This is a genomic window from Sphingobium sp. SCG-1 (genome assembly GCF_002953135.1).
GTDB lineage: Bacteria > Pseudomonadota > Alphaproteobacteria > Sphingomonadales > Sphingomonadaceae > Sphingobium.
The window spans coordinates 3,726,708-3,748,612 of sequence record NZ_CP026372.1 but is presented as its reverse complement, the minus strand read 5'-3'; the positions used below and the strand labels follow the sequence as shown (position 1 = coordinate 3,748,612).

General features: G+C 59.4%; 23 protein-coding genes. 10 read left to right on the top strand and 13 right to left on the bottom strand.

Annotated elements, in window-relative coordinates:
* The first annotated feature begins 138 nt into the window (after positions 1-138).
* Together C1T17_RS17430 and C1T17_RS17425 are read left to right on the top strand one after the other, a co-directional pair.
* A complete protein-coding gene (locus tag C1T17_RS17430; protein WP_104954524.1) occupies positions 139-1,209 on the top strand; it encodes an NAD(P)H-dependent flavin oxidoreductase in 1,071 nt (356 codons plus the stop codon).
* A gap of 77 nt (positions 1,210-1,286) precedes the next feature.
* Positions 1,287-2,261, top strand: coding sequence for an aldo/keto reductase (locus C1T17_RS17425; protein WP_104954523.1), 975 nt, complete (start codon positions 1,287-1,289; stop codon positions 2,259-2,261).
* Positions 2,262-2,326: 65 nt separating this feature from the next.
* On the opposite strand, the gene C1T17_RS17420 is transcribed toward C1T17_RS17425, so the two are convergent.
* The 5 genes from C1T17_RS17420 to C1T17_RS17400 all read right to left on the bottom strand — a co-directional run bounded on the left by C1T17_RS17420 (position 2,327) and on the right by C1T17_RS17400 (position 5,757).
* Positions 2,327-2,761 (bottom strand): hypothetical protein, encoded by a 435-nt coding sequence (locus C1T17_RS17420; RefSeq protein ID WP_104954522.1) that lies wholly within the window; start codon positions 2,759-2,761, stop codon positions 2,327-2,329.
* 57 nt (positions 2,762-2,818) lie between these two features.
* Positions 2,819-3,217: a hypothetical protein gene (locus tag C1T17_RS17415; RefSeq protein ID WP_189338397.1), complete on the bottom strand. Its 399-nt coding sequence runs from the start codon at positions 3,215-3,217 to the stop codon at positions 2,819-2,821.
* Positions 3,218-3,244: 27 nt separating this feature from the next.
* Positions 3,245-3,712: a helix-turn-helix domain-containing protein gene (locus tag C1T17_RS17410; protein WP_189338396.1), complete on the bottom strand. Its 468-nt coding sequence runs from the start codon at positions 3,710-3,712 to the stop codon at positions 3,245-3,247.
* Positions 3,713-3,921: 209 nt separating this feature from the next.
* Positions 3,922-4,380: a VOC family protein gene (locus tag C1T17_RS17405; protein WP_104954519.1), complete on the bottom strand. Its 459-nt coding sequence runs from the start codon at positions 4,378-4,380 to the stop codon at positions 3,922-3,924.
* Positions 4,381-4,500: 120 nt separating this feature from the next.
* Entirely contained in the window at positions 4,501-5,757 is a 1,257-nt protein-coding gene (locus C1T17_RS17400) for an aminotransferase class V-fold PLP-dependent enzyme (protein ID WP_104954518.1), read from the bottom strand.
* Between the two features lie 261 nt (positions 5,758-6,018).
* On the opposite strand from C1T17_RS17400, the gene C1T17_RS17395 reads away from it, so the two are divergent.
* Entirely contained in the window at positions 6,019-6,891 is an 873-nt protein-coding gene (locus C1T17_RS17395; RefSeq protein ID WP_223262668.1) for an MFS transporter, read from the top strand.
* A gap of 24 nt (positions 6,892-6,915) precedes the next feature.
* On the opposite strand, the gene C1T17_RS17390 is transcribed toward C1T17_RS17395, so the two are convergent.
* On the bottom strand, positions 6,916-7,269 hold the full coding sequence (locus tag C1T17_RS17390) for a Rieske (2Fe-2S) protein (protein ID WP_223262667.1): 354 nt from the start codon (positions 7,267-7,269) through the stop codon (positions 6,916-6,918).
* A 171-nt stretch (positions 7,270-7,440) separates the two neighbouring features.
* Here C1T17_RS17390 and C1T17_RS17385 point away from each other — a divergent pair, with 171 nt between their 5' ends.
* Entirely contained in the window at positions 7,441-8,199 is a 759-nt protein-coding gene (locus C1T17_RS17385; protein ID WP_104954517.1) for an SDR family oxidoreductase, read from the top strand.
* Between the two features lie 45 nt (positions 8,200-8,244).
* Here the strand turns inward: C1T17_RS17385 and C1T17_RS17380 are convergent, their stop codons facing one another.
* Together C1T17_RS17380 and C1T17_RS17375 are read right to left on the bottom strand one after the other, a co-directional pair.
* Complete coding sequence (locus C1T17_RS17380) at positions 8,245-9,597, bottom strand: aromatic ring-hydroxylating oxygenase subunit alpha (protein ID WP_104954516.1); 1,353 nt, start codon at positions 9,595-9,597, stop codon at positions 8,245-8,247.
* A complete protein-coding gene (locus C1T17_RS17375) occupies positions 9,594-10,952 on the bottom strand; it encodes an aromatic ring-hydroxylating oxygenase subunit alpha (RefSeq protein WP_104954515.1) in 1,359 nt (452 codons plus the stop codon). The genes C1T17_RS17380 and C1T17_RS17375 overlap by 4 nt, the downstream gene beginning before the upstream one ends.
* 152 nt (positions 10,953-11,104) lie before the next feature.
* Here C1T17_RS17375 and C1T17_RS17370 point away from each other — a divergent pair, with 152 nt between their 5' ends.
* Positions 11,105-11,638, top strand: coding sequence for a VOC family protein (locus C1T17_RS17370; RefSeq protein WP_104954514.1), 534 nt, complete (start codon positions 11,105-11,107; stop codon positions 11,636-11,638).
* A gap of 18 nt (positions 11,639-11,656) precedes the next feature.
* Here the strand turns inward: C1T17_RS17370 and C1T17_RS17365 are convergent, their stop codons facing one another.
* Together C1T17_RS17365 and C1T17_RS17360 are read right to left on the bottom strand one after the other, a co-directional pair.
* Positions 11,657-13,774, bottom strand: a complete 2,118-nt coding sequence (locus C1T17_RS17365; protein WP_104954513.1) for a PQQ-dependent dehydrogenase, methanol/ethanol family — start codon at positions 13,772-13,774, stop codon at positions 11,657-11,659.
* 28 nt (positions 13,775-13,802) lie between these two features.
* Positions 13,803-15,173: an aromatic ring-hydroxylating oxygenase subunit alpha gene (locus C1T17_RS17360; protein WP_104954512.1), complete on the bottom strand. Its 1,371-nt coding sequence runs from the start codon at positions 15,171-15,173 to the stop codon at positions 13,803-13,805.
* Between the two features lie 118 nt (positions 15,174-15,291).
* On the opposite strand from C1T17_RS17360, the gene C1T17_RS17355 reads away from it, so the two are divergent.
* Positions 15,292-15,858, top strand: coding sequence for a carboxymuconolactone decarboxylase family protein (locus C1T17_RS17355; protein ID WP_104954511.1), 567 nt, complete (start codon positions 15,292-15,294; stop codon positions 15,856-15,858).
* A gap of 62 nt (positions 15,859-15,920) precedes the next feature.
* Here the strand turns inward: C1T17_RS17355 and C1T17_RS17350 are convergent, their stop codons facing one another.
* Entirely contained in the window at positions 15,921-18,416 is a 2,496-nt protein-coding gene (locus C1T17_RS17350; protein ID WP_104954510.1) for a TonB-dependent receptor, read from the bottom strand.
* 247 nt (positions 18,417-18,663) lie between these two features.
* Here C1T17_RS17350 and C1T17_RS17345 point away from each other — a divergent pair, with 247 nt between their 5' ends.
* Genes C1T17_RS17345 through C1T17_RS17330 form a run of 4 tightly spaced genes read left to right on the top strand, consistent with a single transcriptional unit; the run spans position 18,664 to position 20,464 of the window.
* Positions 18,664-18,960 (top strand): putative quinol monooxygenase, encoded by a 297-nt coding sequence (locus C1T17_RS17345; RefSeq protein ID WP_104954509.1) that lies wholly within the window; start codon positions 18,664-18,666, stop codon positions 18,958-18,960.
* Positions 18,957-19,253: a putative quinol monooxygenase gene (locus tag C1T17_RS17340; protein WP_104954508.1), complete on the top strand. Its 297-nt coding sequence runs from the start codon at positions 18,957-18,959 to the stop codon at positions 19,251-19,253. Before C1T17_RS17345 ends, C1T17_RS17340 begins: the two co-directional genes overlap by 4 nt.
* Before the next feature lie 15 nt (positions 19,254-19,268).
* Entirely contained in the window at positions 19,269-19,850 is a 582-nt protein-coding gene (locus C1T17_RS17335; RefSeq protein WP_104954507.1) for a nuclear transport factor 2 family protein, read from the top strand.
* Positions 19,847-20,464, top strand: coding sequence for a nuclear transport factor 2 family protein (locus C1T17_RS17330; RefSeq protein WP_104954506.1), 618 nt, complete (start codon positions 19,847-19,849; stop codon positions 20,462-20,464). The genes C1T17_RS17335 and C1T17_RS17330 overlap by 4 nt, the downstream gene beginning before the upstream one ends.
* Before the next feature lie 11 nt (positions 20,465-20,475).
* Here the strand turns inward: C1T17_RS17330 and C1T17_RS17325 are convergent, their stop codons facing one another.
* Together C1T17_RS17325 and C1T17_RS17320 are read right to left on the bottom strand one after the other, a co-directional pair.
* Positions 20,476-21,246: an enoyl-CoA hydratase/isomerase family protein gene (locus C1T17_RS17325; protein WP_104954505.1), complete on the bottom strand. Its 771-nt coding sequence runs from the start codon at positions 21,244-21,246 to the stop codon at positions 20,476-20,478.
* Positions 21,243-21,797, bottom strand: a complete 555-nt coding sequence (locus tag C1T17_RS17320) for a nuclear transport factor 2 family protein (protein ID WP_104955335.1) — start codon at positions 21,795-21,797, stop codon at positions 21,243-21,245. Before C1T17_RS17320 ends, C1T17_RS17325 begins: the two co-directional genes overlap by 4 nt.
* Between the last annotated feature and the right edge of the window lie 108 nt (positions 21,798-21,905).

Genomic DNA, 21,905 nt, shown 5'->3' with positions numbered 1-21,905 from the left:
CTTGGAAAGGATAATGGAGGGGAACTTAGGGCATCGGCGGATGCAACCGGTCCTGCATCATCTTATAGGACATCCATCGATTTGAACGCTACGGATGTGGCGAACGGACCTAATTGTCGGCCTAGAAAGGGATTTCTCATGAATTTCCTCCGTTGGATTGACGTTGAGTTGCCCATCGTTCAGGCTCCCATGGCTGGCGTTTCCACGTGCGAAATGGCGGCTGCCGTATCTAATGCGGGTGGTCTTGGTTCCATCGCGGTCGGCTCCGTCGATGCGGCGGCAGCGAGGCAGATGATTGCCGAAGTGCGGGCACGAACGCAGCGCCCTTTTAACGTCAACCTGTTCGTGCATGCACCTCCTGCTTCCGATGCGACGCGCGAGGCGGCTTGGCTGAAAACGCTTGCGCCGCTGTTCGCGGAACTCGGCGCTGCGCCGCCGTCCACCTTAAGTGCGATATACAAGAGCTTTGTCGACGATGACGACATGCTCACAACTCTTGTGGAGCTTGCCCCGCCCGTCGTCAGCTTCCATTTCGGTTTGCCAGGCGCGGATCGTATTGCCGCGCTGAAGGCAGCGGGGTGCGTTCTGCTGTCTACGGCCACGAACCTTGCCGAAGCCGAAGCCGCGAGCGCGGCCGGGATTGATGCTGTCGTTGCGCAGGGCTTCGAGGCGGGCGGGCATCGCGGCATGTTCGACCCCTCCGCACCGGATGATTGCCTAAGCACCATGGCGCTGACACGATTGCTGGTGAAGCGGTCAGGGCTGCCGGTCATTGCCGCTGGCGGCATCATGGACGGTCGCGGCATCGCGGCGGCGCTCGACCTAGGCGCTGTAGCGGCGCAACTCGGCACGGCCTTCATCGCCTGCCCGGAAAGTGCAGCCGACGAAGCATATCGACATGCGCTTACAGGCCACGGCGGGTGGCACACCAGCATGATCGCGGCGATATCGGGCCGGTCTGCCCGTTGCCTGGCGAACCGCTTTACCGATTGGGCGGCCGTTAATGTCGACCTCGCCATTCCCGACTATCCTATCGCTTATGCCGCAGGAAAGGCGATCCATGCCGCTGCGAAAGCGGCAGGCGAATACGGTTTTGGTGCGCAGTGGGCCGGGCAGGGGGCTCCCCTGGCTCGCTCTATGCCAGCGGCAGAGCTAGTCGCTACACTTGAGGCTGAACTTGCAGCAGTGAATGGGCGGCCCTTCGAATAGAAGGCGTTGCATGGGAACAAGGCTTCGCGCCCCGCGCTATGACGACCGTACACCATTCTTCACCGGAGGTTTTCGCCATGCCTCACTTTGCTCCTCCGGGACCACTTGGATTTGGTGGTGCGCCGCTTGGCAATATGTTCGATGTCGTCGACGAGGCGACGGCCGAAGCGTCGCTGGTTGCGGCTTGGGATAGTGGCGTGCGCTATTTCGATACCGCGCCGCATTACGGCAGCGGCTTGTCCGAGCATCGCTTCGGCACCGTTTTGCGCCGCTATCCTCGCGACGATTTCGTACTGTCGACAAAGGTCGGTAGGCTGCTGCGCCCAGACCCGAGCCGCCCGGAAAATCCGCCCTTCAAGCAGAGCCTGCCATTCCGGGTGGAAACCGATTATTCGTACGACGCGACGATGCGATCTGTGGAAGACAGTTATCAGCGGCTGGGCCTGGCGCAGATCGACATTGCGTTCGTTCATGATCTAGCCGCCGACCATCTGGGCGATGCCTGGCAGGAGCAGTTTGAGATTGCGCGTAACGGTGCCTTTCGTGCGCTTACCGATTTGCGGGAGCAGGGTGTAATCAAAGGCTGGGGATTGGGCGTCAACCTCAACGATCCCTGTGTTCGTGCTTTGGAGCAGGCGGACCCGGATGTGTCCCTCCTGGCGGGCCGCTATAGCCTGTTGAACCAGCCGGCACTCGACCAGCTATTCCCGATGTGCGCCGAACGCGGCGTGCATGTCGTCGTGGGCGGGCCCTATAATTCCGGCCTGCTCGCGGGTGGACGCAATTTCGAATATCAGGAAGCGCCGCCGGAGATGGTCGAGAAGCGCGACCGCATCGCCGCCATTTGTGAGCGGCACGGCGCGGACATCCGCTCAGCCGCACTGCAATTCTGCGCTGCTCATCCCGTCGTTGCCGCGATCATCCCCGGTGCCAAGCGACCGGACAAGGTCAAGGAGAACGCAAGGTTGATGGCGGCCACGGTACCTGCGGGCGTGTGGGAGGAACTGCGCAAGGAGGCATTAATACCGGCCGAGGCGCCTGTCCCGAGTTGAGGAGTGCGTTATAGCGGTGACTGATAATCGGTGGGTGAAGGTCAAGGATGACGGGGCAAACCCGCTTACGCTTCCTCTGACCGCAGGAGTCCAGCACGGGCCGCACGCCGGTCGAGCATGATGCCTGCGACCATCACCAGCAGTAGCGGCAGGCTCCAGAAGGATTGCATCGCGAAGTAGAGCATCGGCTTCAATTGCAAAGCCATGGCGATCGTCGCCAAATGTGTGGCGATGCTTCCCAAGTGTAGCCCGCACACCCAGATCGGCCAGAAGCGGTGACTGCGAACAGCGAAATAGGCCAGCCCCAATAGCAGGAGGATATCGACGCCCAGCACTGGAAGCTGAGTATGTGACCACGCCCGGTCCAGCCACGAGGCAGGAATGCTGAGCAGCGCAGCCGCGACGATCAGCAGCGAAATGCGCCGCCCGTCTTGTCCGCCAGCGAAGAAGGCGTAGCCGCAACTGGCGAATAGAAGAATAGTGAAAAGACTGCCGACCATCGTCTTGACCCAACACTGTGCCTATCGAAGGGTCAAGACGCCGGACAATTGTTTTGCTTAAGCTTCAGGAGCGTCGGATTCTATGGAAGATGCCGAGGTGGGGAGACTGAAAGCTTCGGCATTGGGGGCGCCCCAGCATCCAAATCCGACCGGCGCGAGATTGCTTTGGCGATGAATGACGATCATCTGGCCATGCGCGTTGACCATGTCCTTGCGGCCTTCCAGCATCTTGGTCACGCCTGCATTCAAGGATTCAAGAAGCCTCTGCTTGGCGCGGGGGTGCAACCCGGACTTGGCGGTGCCTTCCAGAAGCGACGCGGTTACCCTTGCGCTGGCAAGTAGCGCGTCGTCGGTGGAATGAAATACGGCCACCATGTCGCTTGAAATCACATGGCCGGCAGCTTCGGTCAAAAAGGTCATAAAGGTCTCCTCGCGCCCCAGGGGGGCACGCTTCATGGTGTCGGAATTTTGGGATCTGGCGCTTTAGGAGAGTAGCGTGATGCTCATCCTGAGAACCATGATGCAGGCTATGAAGGCCAGCACCGAAAAGAAGGTGATCCGCGAGATTGCGGCCAAAGTCTGCAAAGGCGTCAGGTCATTGTCTTTTCCCCCGATGGGAGGGAGCAATCGGGCCAATGTGTGTCGCCAGCCCGTCGGCTCCCCGACCGAGGGATCAGCGAGAATCGGTGCAGGAACAAGGTCTGGCGGCTGCCTAGGCAGTTGCTGCCCAGTCGCATTCTCGCTCTGCCGCATGAATAATCGCGCGGCTTCGGCACGGCTTCCGGCCTCCAGGATCTGCATCGCGGCGAGCAGATGATTGTCTACGGTTGAATAAGATATGCCCAGATCACGGGCGATTTCCTTGGACGTGTAGCCCTGCGCGACAAGCTTGAGGCAGTCCCTTTGACGCTGCGTCAACCGATTGAAACGTGATTCCGGCATCCGAGCCATTTGCCCCCTCATCAGCCTGCAATCAATCATGCCGAAATTTAGGATAGGCAAGCCTTACTTCGCTCGCTCAGGATAAAAGCACGCACGAGTAAGAGTGGCAGCCTGTCGGTGGCACTCGTGTGACATGCCGATGCGTTGGATCGCATCTGCGTAGCGAAAGCGCGGTCAGATGGAGCGGTGTTCAGGCGACCGCTTGTCCCGAGGGATTTTCACTCACCCAGCCAATCATCGATCACCGGCTTCAGGTCGGCGGAAATCAGTTCCACCAGAAGCCCCGGCGTTGGCAGCGCCATATAAGCGATCAGGCCAAAGCCTTTCTCGGGGGCTGCGCCGGACGCAACGACCTGCCATCCCTGATCAAGAAGATGTTGTGCCTCCGCAGCGAGATCATCAACCCACACACCGATATGGCGTGCATCAGGCAATCGGCCGGGATCGTAGAAGGGGCCAGTACCCTGCACCAACTCGAGATGGTTTGGTCCCCCCAGCGAGTACGTCGCCTTCACATGCACCTCATGCGTTCCTTGCTCTGGTGTCCAGAAAGGAAGCGGATCAAAGCGCCGTACTGGTGCCCATTTTAGGCCGAGCGCCTTGCCGAAATGAATCTGAGCCTGTTCGATGTCGGCCACAGCCACGCCTGTGTGATGGATGCGTTGAAGGTCTATCATGAGTATCGGCCTCTCGGATTCGGCAAGGTAGTGGACCGATCATGGCCATTGCCACATTGCGCCGCAACTATCCAAAATTCCGGGATGTTCGACCTTGGCTATTATAAATGTGCGGAGTTTTCACGTCGATTGTTTTGAAAGCTCCACAAGGGCGCCTGTCAGAGCATCCAGTTCGGCAAGGGACGTATAAACTTGCGGCGTTACTCGGATGCCTTTCACCGCGCCGCGGTCGATAGCCACGGTGTAGATATTGTATTTCTCCATCAATTGCGCGGCAAGATCCGCCGGAGCGACCCCCCTCACTCCGACATTGGCGATAGCGCAGGATCGTGACGGGTCGCCCGGCGTATTGATCTGGATGTTGGGCAAAGACCGGACCTTGCTGGTCCAATAATTCTGAAGGTAGCGCAAGCGCGCCATCTTGCGCTGCCCGCCGATCGCCTGATGAAAGGCTACGGCTTGCGCCAGCGTCAGATCGGTATGCACGGGATGAGTTCCGCGATGATTAAGCTTGCGAATGTCGTCGTCGGGCATGCTGCCATCACCGAACATCGGCCAGATGCCTGCGATCCGATCGCGCCGGACGTAGAGCATGCCCACTCCTAATGGCGCAGACAGCCATTTGTGCAGTGACGCGCCATAGTAGTCGCATCGAAGGTCCGGCACATGAAAGTCGAGGTGTGCGAAGCTGTGCGCCCCATCGACCATAACCTGCACGCCTAAGCCATGCGCCATATCGCATATGGCGGCGACGGGGAGGATCTGCCCCGTGCCGCCGACTATGTGCGACACCATAAGCAAACGCGTCCTGTCGGTGATCGCGCTGCGATAGACCTCGACAATTTCCTCGTCGCTGGTGGGATGCAGCGGCACCTCTACGATCCGATTGACCATGCCATGCCGTCGCGCCTGCAACGCAAACATGTCGATCATGGAGCCATAGTCCTGCGTCGCCATGACGGCTTCGTCGCCCGGCTTCCAGTCGATACCGTTGATGATTGTGTCGAGCGATTCCGTCGTGTTGCGAGTGACGATCAACTCCTCGACCGCGCAACCTGCCAGACGGGCGATTGCTTTTCGGGCCTCAGTCATGTCGCGGTCCATCCGTGTGCGCATGTAATGCGATGCTTCGCCATTCACCGCCCGTATATTGCCGACGAAAGCTTCCAGCGTGGTGTCCGGCTGAAAGCAATAGAAGCCATTTTCCAAATTGATGAAGCGGTTGCCGGTTGGATAATGAAGCCGCAACGCTGCCCAGAACGGCTCATCCTGCGCCAACATTGTCGGAGATTTGGATGCTTGCGAGAAGAGGCGGCTTTCCATCAATATGCCCATGGACGCTGCTGCGCCCGTTTTCAGAAACTCTCGCTTGTCCATGCCCGATGTCCTCGACCTGTTGCCGATTAATAACGAACTGGGGCTTCCGATCCGCGCCCTTTGCAGCGAACTGGTCAGCAGCGGCAGGTAATTGAGACGTGCGAGGCCCGAGCCACGCTAAACCAGCAACTCCAAAAACAATCTCCTTCCACCTTGTAATAGCGCCGTGCCATAATATTTGCCTATGCAGATACTGCCTGGTGAGACGAATGACTATTTTGAATCCGGAAGCTCGCATTCTGGGTTTTCAGCCTGCAGACGATGCTCGACCTCGGCAAGGATCGTGACTGGTTTCAGAATCCGCTCATCGTCGTACTCACTATCTTCGCGGCAGTGGGCTTTGTTGCGTGGGTAATTTGGGAGATGACGGACGGTAGCCCGGCGGTGGACCTTGGGCTATTCATGCGCCGGAACTTTGCATTCGGTACGCTCGCCCTTTGTCTCGGATATGCGCTGTTCTTCGCTAACAATCTGCTACTGCCTTTGTGGCTGCAGGAGCATCTTGGCTATACGGCCACCTGGGCTGGCTTCGTTGCGGCACCGAGCGGCATAGTGGCGGTGTTGGCGACGCCGATCGTTGCCCGGCTGAAAATCGACACGCGCTGGCTGGCAACAGCGGCATTCCTGATGTTCGCTTTGTCCTATTTCATGCGGTCGCAATACACGCCCGATGCGAGCTTCTGGACGCTTGTTTCTCCGTTATTGCTGCAAGGACTGGCCATGAGCATGTTCTTCGTGCCGTTAGTGACGATTTCGTTCGACGGCCTGCCGCCGGATCGCGTTCCATCAGCAAGCGGCATTTCTAACTTCGCACGCATTACCGCAGGTAGTTTCGCCGCTTCGCTCACTACAACTTATTGGGACCGGCGCGAAGCGCTGCACCAGACGCGGTTGACTGAAGTGGCCAGGGACTATTCTCCGATTTACCGTCAGACCATCGAACAACTTCAGGCAGCAGGACTTACGCCCTTGCAGGCTACAGCATCGGTGATGCGGCAGATCGTGAACCAGTCCTACCTGCTGTCCTCGTTGGAATTGTTCTGGATCTGTGGCTGGCTCGCGCTGGCATTGATTGCCGTCATATGGATCACTCGCAAACCTGCGCCAAGCGAGCATCTGCCTGCGGCGGATTAAGTCGCTGATGAATGCACGCCTGATTCAGTTATCCGGCAATTCCACATAAACCTGATCGTCGGCTACCTGCGCGGCATAGACAGTGATTGGCTTCTTGGTGAGATTGCCGCTGGGGCTTCCGTCGCGCAGGTCGAAACGCACGCCATGCAGAGGGCAGAAGATGTATGGGCCTTTCACCTTGCCGCCTTCCAGCAAAGCGTAGGCGTGGCTGCACATATTCTCAATGGCGAACAGCCCCGTGCTGGAGCGGCATAGCAGCACCGAACGGCCTGCCACGTCAAATGCCTTGTTTCCGGTCTCAGGTAGATCGGACAGCGCGGCAACCTGGTGCAGGGTCATCTTGCGCCATTCCTTCTTGTCCTGCTGATCTGCAAGCATCTTCTCCTAATTTGTATCGAGCCAAACCTTTTAAACCACATCTGATTAAAAACAATCGTACATGTTTTATTTTGACTATGGTGGTCCTTTGGATAGCCTGATCGCAGACGGGCGATACGGCCGTGTAGAGAGAGTCGACGCCAACGCGATCGGATGCAACAGGAGAGCGAAATGGGACGAGTAGCAGGCAAAGTGGCTTTGGTGACCGGTGGCGGTTCCGGACTAGGCGCTGCGGACTGTGCGGTGCTGGCGCGCGAAGGGGCGTGCGTTGTCGTCACCGATGTGAAGCTCGATACGGCGCAAAAGGTCGCAGACCAGATCGGCAATGGCGCGGTGGCCATGGCGCTTGACGTCGCATCGGAGGAAGCGTGGATCGACACCATGAAGGCGATCGACGAGACATTCGGCAGGCTGGACATTCTGGTCAACAATGCAGGGGTCGTTCTGAGCGCTGACGTCGAGGAAACGACGCTGGAGCAATATCGCTGGGTGAACTCCATCATGAGCGATGGTGTGTTCCTGGGGTGCAAGCATGCGATCCCGCTGATGAACAAGAATGATGGCGGGTCGATCATCAACATGTCGTCAACCGGCGCTCTGCTCGGCTATCCGATCTTCTTTGCCTATTCAGCAGCCAAGGGTGCGGTACGGTCCATGACCAAGTCCGTCGCCGTGATGTGCCAGGAAAAGGGCTATAAAATCCGCTGCAACTCGGTGCATCCCGGATCAATCGAAACGCCCATGGTGCAGCAGGCGGAAGGACGTGCGGGCAAACCGAATGTCATTCCCAGTGGCGTGCTGAAGCCCGGCATGGCTGGTGCGCCGGAGGATGTCGCGGCGATGGTGTTGTTCCTTGCCTCCGATGAATCGCGCTTCATCACGGGCGCGGAAATGAACGTCGACAATGGCGTGACGATCCGGCCGTTCTAAATACAGAGGGAGAGGTGGCTCGTGTCGCCGCCTCTCCTCTCCCAATTATTTCGTGCCAGCCATCCATTTGTCGAGATGGACATGGAAGTGGCGCAGCCTTGCTTCCTGTTCGCCCCAGAGCGGACCACGGAAGCCGCGCGAGCGGGCACCTGCCTGAACGATCGGCAGCAAGTCGCTGTCCTGGTCCAGCACTTCACCCATGCCCGGCGGTTCGCCGAGGCCGGTATGCACGACATCGGGCCGCGTTTCTCCCGTCAGGTCGATCTCGTCGCCAAGACCCATCCATAGCGGTGCGCCGTAACCCGGCACATCGATATGGCGGTACAAGATCGTCGTCTCATAGGTGAACTGGTTGGGATCGTCCGCATGCGGCTTGAAGCGGTGCAGGAAGACCGCTTCGGGGTGGCATCCGATCTGCGCATTGGGAAAGACGCCGAAGATCGTCGCGTCGGTCAATTGAGCGTCGCTGAACCTGTCATAGTCCAGCCCCAGCTTCGCGGCCCTGTCGCGCTTTGCCATCGCAATGGCGGAGCGGCTTTCATAGGCCGTGCCTGGGAAAGCAGCGGCATCCAGCCCCGCATCATCGAGCATCACCGCAATGCCGGGATTGATCCCCTGCTGATCGGGGAAATGCGAATTGGGCTGCCCGAACGGCACAAACTGGCGGCTCATGCCGTTTTCATACAGGTCGATATGCGTGCGGTCGTCCAGCATCCCCATCGTCTGCGGGTGGATGGCGTGGAGGTGATAGCTTTCGTAAAAGGCGTCGATCCCGCCCTTCCAGTTCGCCGCCCAGTCGGACCGGCGATGCTGCACCACATGCATCTTCTCGATCTCATAGGTTTCCAGCATCGGCAGGATCGTGCCAAGATATTCCTCCAGCGGCGGCACGTCGTCCGCCATCGAAATGAAGACGAGGCCCGCTTCCTCCTCGACCCGGACCGACGACAGGTTGATGTCGTGGCACAGCACTTCGGGCCGGAAGGTTTCCGGATCGGTGACGGCCAGATTGCTGCCGTCCAGCGCGAATTTCCAGCTATGGAACGGGCAGGAGAAGCTGCCTTGCGATCCTACATCGTCCAGCACCAGGCGGCTCCCGCGATGCGGACAGACGTTATAATGCGCGGCGAGTTCGCCATCATCCTTCCGCACGATGATGAAGGATTCGACGCCTATGTCGAAGCGCATCCAGTCGCCGGACTCGCGCACGTCGCTCGACGGCCCGGCGAGGAGCCAGGTCTTGGTGAACACTGTTTCCCATTCCGCATCGGCAAATGCGGGTTCCGTGTAGCGGGCAGGGTCCGGGCGGGCCGATCCATTATCGACATAAGGCGCGGCTTCGTCGAACGGATGCGTGCTGTCCTTGTGAACCGCCCACCCGCGAGGATCATAGTTCATGCTTCGGCTCCCTGTGCCATGCGTTTGTCGAGTTCGACGTGGAAGTGGCGAAGCCGTGCTTCCTGCTCGCTCCAGAGGGGCCCGCGAAAACCGCGCGAACGAGCGCCGGCCTGCACGATTGGAAGCAGGTCGCTGTCCTGATCCAGCACCTCGCCAAGGCCCGGCGGTTCGCCAAGCCCGGTGTGGACGATTTCAGGACGCGTATCGCCGGACAGATCGACTTCCTCGCCAAGCCCCATCCATGCCGGGGCGCAATAACCGGGGGCGTCGATGTGCCGATAGAGGATGCAGGTATCGTAGGTGAACTGGTTGGGATCGGTCGCGTGCGGCAGGAAGCGGTGCAGGAAGATAGCCTCCGGGTGACAGCCGATCTGCGCGTTGGGAAAGAGGCCATAGACCGTGGAGTCGCTCAATTGCGTGTCGCTGAACTTCTCGTAGCCGAGGCCATATCTCTCTGACCGCTCGCGCTTGGCCCGTTGGACTGCGGCGCGCGTTTCATGCGCTGTGCCTTCGTAGCTGGCAGGATCGATGCCCGCATCCTGCAACATCATGGCGATGCCCGGATTGACGCTCTCCTGATCCTCAAAGCGACGGCTTGGCTGTGCGAAGGGGACGAATTGACGGCTGATCCCACCGGGATACAGATCGATCTGGGTGCGGTCGTCCATCAGGCACTGGGTCTGCGGATGCACCGCATGAAGGTGGTAGATTTCGGCAAAGGCATCGACCCCGCCTTTCCAGTTCGCGCCCCAATCGGACTGGCGATGCTGGACGACATACATCTTGTCGATCTGATACAGTTCCAGTTGATCGAGGACCGGCGCCAGCCATTGCTTGAGCGGCTCAATGTTCGGGTCCATCGAGATGAACACCAGGCCGGCAGCGACTTCGCAGCGGACGGACGTCATGTTGCGGTCGTGACACAGTACTTCCGGGCGGAAGGTTTCCGGGTCGGTGACGGCCAGGTTCTCGCCCTCAAGGCTGAATTTCCAGCTATGGAAGGGACAGGTGAATTGGCCGATGCTGCCGGCGTCGGAGGTGATGAGTCGGCTGCCGCGATGTGGGCAGACATTGTAATGCGCATGGATTTTCCCATCATCCCCATGGACGATGATGAAGCTTTCCGGGCCGATGTCGAATTTCGCGAAGTCTCCGGGTTCACGCACATCGGAAATAGAGCAGGCGAGTAGCCAGCTTCGGGCGAAAACATTCTCCCACTCTGCGGCGGCAAAGGCTCTATCGTGGTAGCGCGCGCCGGTTGGGCGCTCCGTGCCATTGTCGATGACAGGCGCGCGTTCATTGAACGGATGCGGCGTGCCGATGTGAATATCCCACAGGTTGAAGTCGAACTTCATCTCCGCTCTCCTAAGCGCCAATTCCAAATCGGATGATTCCGTCTTACGCGGATCGACACCAATAAAAAAACATGCATGATTGTTTTGCAAGCAGATTCGCACGATCCGCTGTGGACGATGCGAAAAACAGGTCTGCGCGAGAGGATCAGGCAATGAGTCAGCTATTTGGACCGGTTTTTCAGATCGCCTATGTTGTGGAGGATGTAGAGCCTGCGGTAGAGCATATGGTGAAGACCATGGGTATTGGACCCTTCTTCATGTTTCCGGTGCCGTTGCAGGCGGAGTGGATCGAAGTACGTGGGGAACGAGTGGCGCCGGACTATGATTTCATCGGCGCCGCGGCGATCAGCTATAGCGGCGATACGATGATCGAAATCATCCAGCCCGGCAAAGACCCGTCCACCTACCGCGAATTTCTGGATGCAGGACGCAGAGGTGTGCATCATCTGGGTACCATCGCCACAGATTACGATGCGCAGATGGCTGCGGCGCGCGCTGCGGGGATTGGCGTGGCGGCCGAAGGCGTGCTGCCGATCTCCCGGTTCTCCTATCTCGATACGGACTTGCTGTTTCCCGGAACGATGATCGAACTGATCGAGATGACGCAGGCGATGCGGGATCTGTTCGGCGGCATCAAGGAAGCGGCCCGGTCGTGGGACGGCACGGACCCCGTTCGCAAAATATGATGCCGGCGGAGGGGCGGCTCAGGGCCGCCCATTTCGCAAATCGTCCGCGCGGGTGCGCAGATATTGGCGGATGTTCTCCCGGTCCTGCGTGCTTAGCTCCTCGAAACGGGGCATACCGTTGGGCACGAGCAAACCGTCATGGACGATCGAGGTGATGACATCCGCGGACAGGATTGCGCCCGACGTGCGCAAGTCGGGCGCGGTGCCGCCTGCTATCGCGCCGCCGCCATGGCACACTGCGCAACGGACGTTGAAGATGTCTTCGCCTGCCTTCGCGGCCTTGGCATTTGGCTTGAAGTCCGGATCTTCTACGGCCACCGGCTTGTAAGGAACCTTGGCAGGCAGAGTCGCCTTGCCGTCCAGCACGAAGGTCAGCACGCGGCGGGACTGCGTGCGATAATCGATGCCGAATGGCTTAAGCAGCGGGCCGAACATACCGGCGCTGGTTCCGATGCCCGACAGGACAGTGACATATTGCTTGCCGTCGACGGAATAGGTGATCGGCGGAGCGATGACCGGCGCCTTCGCATCGTAATTCCACAGGACGCTGCCGGTTTTCGCATCATAGGCCGTGAAGGTGGAATCCGGATGCCCCTGAAACACCAGCCCGCCGCCCGTCGCCATGAGGCCGCCATTATAGTGGCCGGGCGTCGGCAAGCGCCAGACTTCCTTCTGCGTTACCGGATTCCACGCCACGAGGTAGCTTAGCACCTTCGCGCCCTTTGCGGGCTGTACGGTGATGTTAACACCATAATCGAGCGCCATGCCCGGCTTGCGCTTCCAGTCCTTCCGCGCGATGCCCTTGTCGTCATAGGTGACTTCCAGATCGATGGCGGGGATATAAACAAGCCCAGCCTTCGGGCTGAATGCCATCGGTATCCAGCTATGCGCGCCGACCGGACTTGGCTGGAACGTGACTGGGCCGTTTTCGTAGCGAACATTCGCTTCCTCGACGGGGCGACCGCTCTTGAGGTCTATGCTCTTGGCCCATGTCGTCGTGACGAAGGGCTTGGCGGAAATCAGCTTTCCGTTGGTCCGGTCTATGACGTAAAAGAAGCCGTTCTTCGGCGCGGTCATCAGCACCTTGCGCGGCTTCCCGTTGATGGGCAGGTCAGCCAGTTGCATGTCCATCGCAGCATTATAGTCCCAGCTTTCGCCGGGATTGATCTGGTAATGCCATTTGTACGCGCCCGTCTTGGCGTCGACAGCGACGATCGAGCAGAGGAACAGGTTGTCGCCTTTGCCCTCGCTGCGAATCTTGTGGTTCCAGGGCGAGCCGTTGCCGGTGCCCAAATAGATCGTGTCGCTTTCCTTGTCATAGGTGATGGCGTTCCACACCGTGCCGCCGCCGCCATATTTCCACCACTCGCCGGACCAGGTCTTCGCAGCCATCTCCATGGCCTTGTTCTCGAACCCATCGGCGGGATTGCCGGGGACCGTGTAGAAGCGCCATTTCTGCTTTCCGGTTTCCGCGTCATACGCAGTCGCGTAACCACGAATGGCGGCTTCGTCCGCACCGCCATTGCCGACGATGACCATTCCATCGAAGGCGCGGGGCGGACCGCTGATGAAGCGAAGCTCGTCTTTGCCCATCGTCATCGTCGACCAGACCGGCTTGCCGGTCTTCGTGTTGATCGCGATCAGTCGTCCGTCCTGCGTGGCGATGTAGACCTTGCCATTCCAATAGGCGATGCCGCGACTCCCCCAGCCCTGGCGCAGCTTGTGTCCGGCGGCTTCGGGCGCCTTGGGGTCGAAGGTCCAGAGCAGCTTGCCGGTACGCACGTCGAGTGCATGGGCAACGCTGTAGCCCGAGGCGAAGTAGATGACGCCATCGACTTCAATGGGGCCGGTCGCAGGATTGCCCGCGGGTAGATCATAGGACCAGGCGAGGCCAAGCCGCTTGACGGTGCTGGCGTTCACCTGATCCAATGGGCTGTAGTGCTGCTCGCCATAAGTGCGACCGAACGCCGGCCAGTCCCGCCCGTCGCTGCCGTCCGCTAACTGCGCTTCCCATTGAGCGGGTCCGGCGTCGGCTGCCGCCGTTCCGTTCTCGGGCGTGCTGGACGCGCAGCCAGCCAGCGACAAGGCAAGGATCGAAACGGCCGCAAGGTTGGCGCGGCGGAACAGGGATAGCATCAGGCAAAGATCCAGTAACTAGAGCGATTTAGCGAGTGGCGTTGATGTAGCGGTCCAGTTCGGCATGGAAGTGACCGATGCGCTGCTCCTGTTCCGACAGGATCGACCCCCGGAAGCCAACGCTTTCGATGCCTCGCTGGACTTCGGCAAACAGGCTGCTGTCCTGATCGAACACTTCGCCCAACCCGCCTTCGCGCCAATCAATATGCTGCACTTCGACCGGTTCTCTGCCGCTGATGTCCCAGCCTTCGGGCAGGCCCATATAGGCGGGAGGCAGTATCTGCGGGTCTTCCTGCGGGTGCATCATCACGATGACATCGAACACGAATTTGCGCGGATCAGTGGCGTGCGGGCGGAAATAGAGCATGCTCACGCCTTCCGGATGGATGCCCATCTGGATGTTCGGGAAAATGTCATAGTTCCAGTCGTCGGTTAGCTGGTTGTCCAGAAATCCCGAGTAGTCGATGCCGAGCCGTTCAGCGCGGGCGCGCTTGGCGGCCTGAACGGCGGGACGCACGGCGTCTTTCGGACCGGCGAAGCTATCGGGATCGATGCCCACTTCCTGCATCGTGGCGCGTAGACCGGGGTTGAGGCCGTCGACGCCCATGCGCGGACTTTCATAGGCGAATTTCGTCACCATGCGACTCATGCCGTTGGGATAGAGATCGATCTGCGCGTGATAGTCGTTGAACACCGGCAGGATTTGCGGGTGGATGGCGTGGACGTGATAGGCTTCGTTGAAGCCGTCTACGGCTACCTTCCAATTGGATTCCCACACCGCCCGCACGCGGCGCATGATCCGCATTTCCTGAAGCCGGTAGGGCTTTGCATGGGCAGGCAGCGGGCCGAGATGGTCGAGAAGCGGCTTGGCGTCCTGGTCCATGTTGATGAAGATGAAGCCTTCCCAGCTTTCGCAGCGTACTTCGGTCAGGTCCATATTGCGGCACAGGGCTTCGGGCCGAAAGGTCTCCTTGTCCGTCACATGGTCGATCTTGCCGTCGAGGTCGAAACGCCAGTTGTGGAAGGGACAAGTGAAACCGCCGGGGCGCGATCCGCTATCATCGGAGACCAGCCGATTTCCGCGGTGCGGGCAGACATTGAAATAGGCGCGGACGCGATCTTCATCGTCACGCGTTATGATGAAGCTCTCGCGGCCCAGTTCGAACATGACGTAATCGCCGGCGTCAGGGATATCCTCTTCGCGCGCGGCCCAATTCCAGACTTTGGCCCATAAATGGGTCCGCTCCTTCTCCATATAGTCGAGGCTGTAGTAACGCTCCGGAGAAATGGGGTCCGCGCCATTATTTACATAGGGCGCTTTCGCTTCATAGCTATCATCAGGTGCTTGCGGATTGACTATCCACGTCTGGCGACAGTCACGATCAAGTATATCGGACATTAAAACTCTCCAAATCTACAATATATCGTAAGAAAACGTATGTTTTATTATAGGAATCCTATGTTAGCATGAGATCTGGACTCGGCATCGAGTCCGCAACTGATAATAGGAGGATGGAATGCCTAATGTAGACGTGCCGCCCCAGAACGCGGGTGACCCGCTGGGCTATGTGCTGGGGCATCATGCGCCGGAAATCGGAACGGCGGCGGGCGGCTTCGTCCGTTCGGTCTATCAATCGCTGCGGCTTCCGCTGCGCGTGGCGGAGGCGGCTCGCTATCGCACGGCGCAGATCAACGGATGCCTCGTCTGCCAGGATTTCCGTGCGGGCGACCATCTCGACGGCTATCTTGCGTCCGTGGGCGGCGACCCGTCGCAATCGCTGGTCGCTCGTGGCGGAGCGCGACCCGATGAAGCTTTTTATCAGGCCGTCGATGACTGGCGGAATTCCGACGCGTTCAGCATGCAGGAGAGGCTGGCGATGGATTATTCCGAACGCCTCGCAGAAAACCCGCGCGACCTGTCCTACGACGCGGACTTCTGGAAAGAAATGCGCGCGGCGTTCACCGATGCGGAGATCACCGAACTGACGCTGGCGATCGGTTGCTGGATGGCGATGGGTCGCTTCACCCACGCGCTTGGTCTGGATTCGGTCTGCATGACCGACATGCTGCAACCCGCAGCGTAAAGTCGCGGCGGCGGGGAAGGGGGTCCCCGCCGCCGTAACTGCCTGCCCATGGGCAGGCGGCGTCACCGCTTGCTGCCGAACTTTGCCCCGATTTCCAAACCATAGAAGCGGGGTGGGCCAAACTGGGTGTTAAGCCACAGGCCAGCCACATTCTGTGAAGCAATGCGGTAGCGTTTGTCGCTCAGGTTGCGCCCGATCAGGCGGATGAAATATTTGTCCTCCGCTTCGGACAAGGTGATCGAGGCATTCAGCAACGTGCGTGCGTTCAGATAGGTATTGCCGAACGGTGTATCGATGGCCTGCGTGGACAGGTTGCGGCCGGTATAGGCGGCATTGGCATTCGCTACGATCTTCCAGTCGGAACTGACCGGAATTTCGTAGGTCGCATCTGTGGTCCACTGCCATTTTGGCGCGCGGTCCAGCGGTGCGGTGGACAGGTCGTAACCTGCTCCTGGCGCATCATAGTCGCCATATTTGGCATCCTGATACCCCAGCACGCCGCGCAGTGTGAAGCCCCGGAAGAGAATGGCCGACGCTTCGGCCTCCACGCCCTTAACCGTCGCGCTCGCCGCGTTTTGGAACTGCGTGAACTGGTTCGGCTGGCCGTTCACGACGATCGGTACGTTGATGTTCTTCTGAAGGTTCTTGTACTTAACATGGAAGCCAGTGACGTTCAGGCGTACCCGGCGATCGAGGAATTCGCTCTTGAAGCCGATTTCGTAGCTGTCAGCCGTTTCCGGCTTGGTAGCCGCGGCACCACGGCGGAACGCCTCAAGGTCGGTGCCGAACAAGGCGAAGCTGCCGGTTTGGTCATTGAAGCCGCCGCCCTTGTAACCGCGCGATGCCGTGCCGTAGACAAACAAAGTGGGCGCCGCCTGCCAGCCGAGGCTGCCGCGGTAAGTGAGCTTGCGGTCATGCGCTTCGACGCGGACGACATTGTCGGGGAAGTTGAACACGCTCATGTCCAGCGGTTCTTCGATCGTGATCGGGCGAACCGGCGTGCCAAGATCGGGGATGAAGGTCTGCTGGCGTCCCCACCAAGTCTTGTCATCCCAGCTATAACGCGCGCCCGCAGTCAGCTTGAGTTGGTCGGTGAACTTGAACGTGCCTTCCGCGAACAACGCCTTGGACGTTGCCTTCTGTGCGTTGCACAGCGTGTAAGGCGTCGAGTTCCAGGGGCCGTATGGCGTTGGCGGCCCGAGCAAATCCTGGAAGCCCAGCAACTGCGCCACGCAGAACTGCGTCTTGTCTCGCTGATAGAAACCACCCGCGACCACATCGAACGCGCCGCCGAAGTCCGATGCGAAACGCAATTCCTGTTGGTAGGTCTTGCGGTCGTCGTCTCGATTGGCGTCGAAGAACGACAGCGGTTCGCCGTCCGGCGCGATCGCGACAGCACCGGCATAACTGTTGGGCAGGCGCGAGCGCTGGAAACGGTAACCCGAAACAGAGGTGAGGGTGCCGAAGCCGAGGTCGAAATCGACGTTCAGAAAGACGCCATCTACATTGATCCGCTGGCCCAGCGGCATGCTGATGAGGCCCGCGAAACGATTGGTCGTTGCCGCGTTCTTCAAAGGATCATCGCTATTGGGGTTCGGCCGGATCGTGCCGAGGATCGATGTCAGGAACGATCCCGCGCCGCCCGGCCCTTCAAACAGGCCGTTCTCGTTGACGGAGGGAACCGCATCGGACTTGTCGCGAATCCATTCATATTGCAGCAGTGCGCTGATCGTGTCGGTCGGCTGGAACAGCAGCTTGGCACGTGCCTGCCAAACGTCCTTGCCACCCAGGCGGCTGTTGTCGAGACAGCCTGAGGCGCCGTTGAACTTGTTGGGCACGAAGCCGGTGACAGGACCGTAGCAGGCGCCGTTGCGATAATAGCCGTCGCTCTTTTCATAACCGCCCACCAGACGCAGAGAAAGGATGTCTTTGATTAGGGGTACGTTGAAGGCAGCCTGCACCTTCTTTGTGCCATAGCTGCCATATTGCGCGCGGGCCTCGATGCCGACCATGTTCATTTCCGGGCGCTTCGTGCGGACGGTAACGGCGCCGCCCGTCGTGTTCTTGCCGAACAACGTACCCTGCGGTCCGCGCAGCACTTCGACTTGCGAGATGTCGAAGGTGTCGAGCAATTGCGTCTGCACCGACGGCACCACGAAATCGTCGACCAGCACGGCGACTGGTGGCTCGAAGTAGACGATGATGGTGTTCTGCCCCACGCCGCGCATGGCGAAGGACGCCGCGTTGAAGTTAGCGATCGTCGCGGCGGAGAAGTTGGGGACGAAGGCGGCAAGCTCTCCAATATCGCGGGGGCTGGCCTGCTGGATAAGATTGGCGTCGATCGCGCTGACCGCGATCGGCGTATCCTGAAGATTGCTGGCGCGGCGCGTGGCGGTGACGACGATGTCCTGTAGGCCGATCCCATCCTGGGATGTGGCTTGCGGAGCCTGATCCGCACCCGATGGTGTGGAGGCGGTCTGCGCCAACGAGGGGGTGGCGATCACGCCGGCGGCGAGCGCGCCGATAGCTGCACCCATCAGACGATTTCTTTTGATCATTCGCTGTCTCCTCTCCTTCGTCGAAGCTTCAATGGCTTCGTTCCTCGGATGCCTGATCCTACTTCGCGAAATGCAAATTGCAATCATGCATGAATGTTTTTTTTAAGATGCTGATGCAAAAGCCACAGCGTATAATTTTGCAGTGCAACAAAAGCGACCAGCTTAATTTATTAAGTTGAAAAAGCAGTCATGATTGTTTTTAATACAGTGGAGGGAAAAATCCCGCGCCCAAGGATGAGGAGAGTCTGTGGCTTACAGTTTTCTTTCGCGTTTCCGCGTCAAGCCGGAAACAGAGGACGAGTTCGTCCAATTGGCGCAGCAGATGGAATCCCTTGTGGAGCGGGAACCTGGTACTCTGCACTTCCAATTCTTTCGATTGGGCGAGCCGGGCATGTTCGCGGTCTTCGAATCCTTCGTCGACGAGGCAGCGGACAAGGCGCATATGGAAACCGATCATGGCAAGCCGCTGATCGAGAAGATGATCGGCTGCATGGCCGGCGGTTACGAGCGAGAACTGCTCTACGATCTGGTGTCCGAGCAATGAGCGGCAAGAGCTTTATCGCGCAGCTCCGAACCAAGCCGGAAAAGCGGCAGGATCTGATCGACCTGCAGAAGGAACTGCGCGAACTGGTGCATGCGCAGGAACCCGACGCGCTGGTGTACGAGCTTTTCCAGTCGGACGAAGACCCCGACCTCTTCCAAGTCGTCGCCACGTTTCGCGACGATGCGGCGTTCGAGCATCACATGCACATCGATTTTCACGACCGCCTGGTGCCGCCGATCGTCGAATGCCTGGCAGAGGATATGACGATCGCCTTCTATCGCTCGCTGACATAAAACAGGAGAGGCAAAATGGCCGTGACGGACGAGGACATCGAAGACCTGATTGCGCGGCGGGACATCTATGACGTGCTCACGCGATATTCGCGCGCGCTGGATCGGGCTGATGTCGAGTTGATGAAGACGGTATATTGGCCGGACGGCGTCGACAATCACGGCGTCTTCAACGGCAATGCCGCCGAATTTGCCGAGTTCATCGTGCGGGAGATTCAGAACTGGTTTGAAGTTACGATGCACGGATTGATGAACGTGCATATGGAAATCGACGGGGACTTCGCCTCCACCGAAACCTACCTGTTCGCCTATCACAAAGTGCGGCAGGACAAGGCGGACGAGATTTTCGGGTCGCGCTATATGGCGATGTTCGACGGCAAGGGCCTCGATCCTAATCATCACCATTTCTACTTCGGCGGCCGCTATCTCGACAGGTTCGAAAGGCGGAACGGCGAATGGCGCATCCTGAAGCGTCAGGTGGTGATGGACTGGAACGATAATCGCCCGTCCGGCGAGATACTGGATCAGGGCATGTTCGCGACCCTGGAACCACGCGGACAGAGAGGGCAGGGCGATCTCGTCTTTGCCAATGTCCCATGAGCCGCCTTGTGGAGTTGGAGGATCTGGTCGCCCGGCGCGATGTATACGAAGTGTTGACGCGCTACTGCCGGGCGTTGGACCGGGCGGACCTCGAACTTATGCGGACGGTGTATTGGCCGGACGGCGTGGACATCCATGGCATCTACAGCGGCAACGCCGCAGAATTCGTCGAATTCATCATCGGCGAAATTACGCAGTATTTCGAGATGGGCACGCATTGCCTGCTCAACGTCCATATCGAAGTCGACGGTGATGTGGCTTGCTCCGAAAGCTATCTCTATTCGGCGTGCCGCGTGCGCGAAGATATGACCGACGCGATGTTCGGATCGCGTTATCTACAGATGTGCGGAGGCAAGGGCCTGGATGCCGGGAACGAGCAATTTATCATGGCAGGCCGCTATCTGGATCGTCTGGAGCGCCGTGATGGCGAGTGGCGGATCGCGCAGCGGCAGGTGGTGATGGACTGGAACGATAGCAATCCATCCAATCAGATATTGGACGAAGGTCTGTTCCGCACCATGCGACCGCGCGGCGAGTGGGGACGTAGCGATCCGGTGTATGCCAATATCCTGCCAGCGAAAGCTGCGATGTCTATCACCGAACGTGCAAACTAAATTCGGTCGGATCAGATACGATCGAAGTTAGCGTCGCGCCCTTCGCTAAAGGCCGCGATGCCTTCGCGACTGTCGGCCGATTGAAGGGTCGCGCGGCCGAACGCGGCGCCGTAGCGCAATCCTTGCTCGACAGGCATGTCGGCTGCCATCTCGTACAGCAACTTGCCGTTGCGGATCGCCTCCCAACTATTTTGCAGCATTGCTTGGGCCAGATCGAGTGCGCGCTGGCGCAGTTGGTCGGCAGGGACGACTTCGCTGACGACGCCCAACTCATACATCCGCGCGGCGGGCACAGGCTCCCCGGTCATGATGATGGACATCGCCGCAGAGCGTGGCACTTGTCGGGCGAGGCGCTGCACGCCTCCCGCGAAGGCAAAAAGGCCGCGTTTCACTTCGCTGAGGCCGAACATCGCATGATCGGCGGCTATAATGATGTCGCACGCCAACGCAATTTCGAACCCGCCCGCAACCGCGAACCCGTTGACCGCCGCAATCAGCGGCTTCGTTCGCCTGCGTTCGGTGATGCCTGCAAAGCCGTGACCGGGGATCAGCCCATGACCGACGCCGATCTCCGCCGCTTCCTTCATGTCCATGCCCGAACAAAAAGCGCGATCGCCGGAGCCGGTGATGATGATCGCCCCTATGCTCTCATCCGCCTCTGCGGCACCGATCTGCCGGTCGATGGCAGCCGAGGTCGCCGCGTCGAGCGCATTGCGCCGTGCCTCCCTGTCGATGACGAGCAGCAGGACCGGACCATGCCGCTCAACGATCAGGCCGCTCACGTCCGGCCTCGGGACTTTTCGTAGGCGATCCAGCTTGGCAGGCGTTCCGGGAAGTCTGCAGGCGCCGGTTCCGCATAGGCATGATTGCGGTTCGGGCCGCTCAATATGTCGGGATATTCGGACACGGGCACATAATAGAGGAAGTTGATCGTCCGGTCCGCAAAGCGCCACCCTTTGTCGGTGTTCCGGTACACATCGTCATAGCGGATCGCGGCCAACATCATCTTGCCGTTGCGCCATAGTTCGGCGTGGCCAGTGACGCGGCCCCTGGCTTCCTCGCTGCCGTCGCCGACGAAATCGATCTGGATGTCGTGCATGAAATGATGGCCGGGGCCGAGCACGTCGAAGCGGCCGTGAAATTGCTGGATGATCGCTTCTACGCCCGTCGCGTTCATCACGCCATCGGCCGATCGCAGAACCGCGTCGTCCGTGAAGAGCGTGTACGCCTCGTCGATCAGGCGATCATCGAGATAAAAGCAATAGCGCGCGACGAGTTGCCGTATCTGGGACTCTGCCTCCAGCCGGGTGATGCGGTCTTCCAATGTGGCCATGGTCCTGTCTCCTATGATGATGCCCAAGCTCTGCCGCATATGCGGGCGGCCGGATTTTCCTCATGAGAGAAGCATTGAAAAAAACAGTCAAGTCTGGTTTATTTCAAT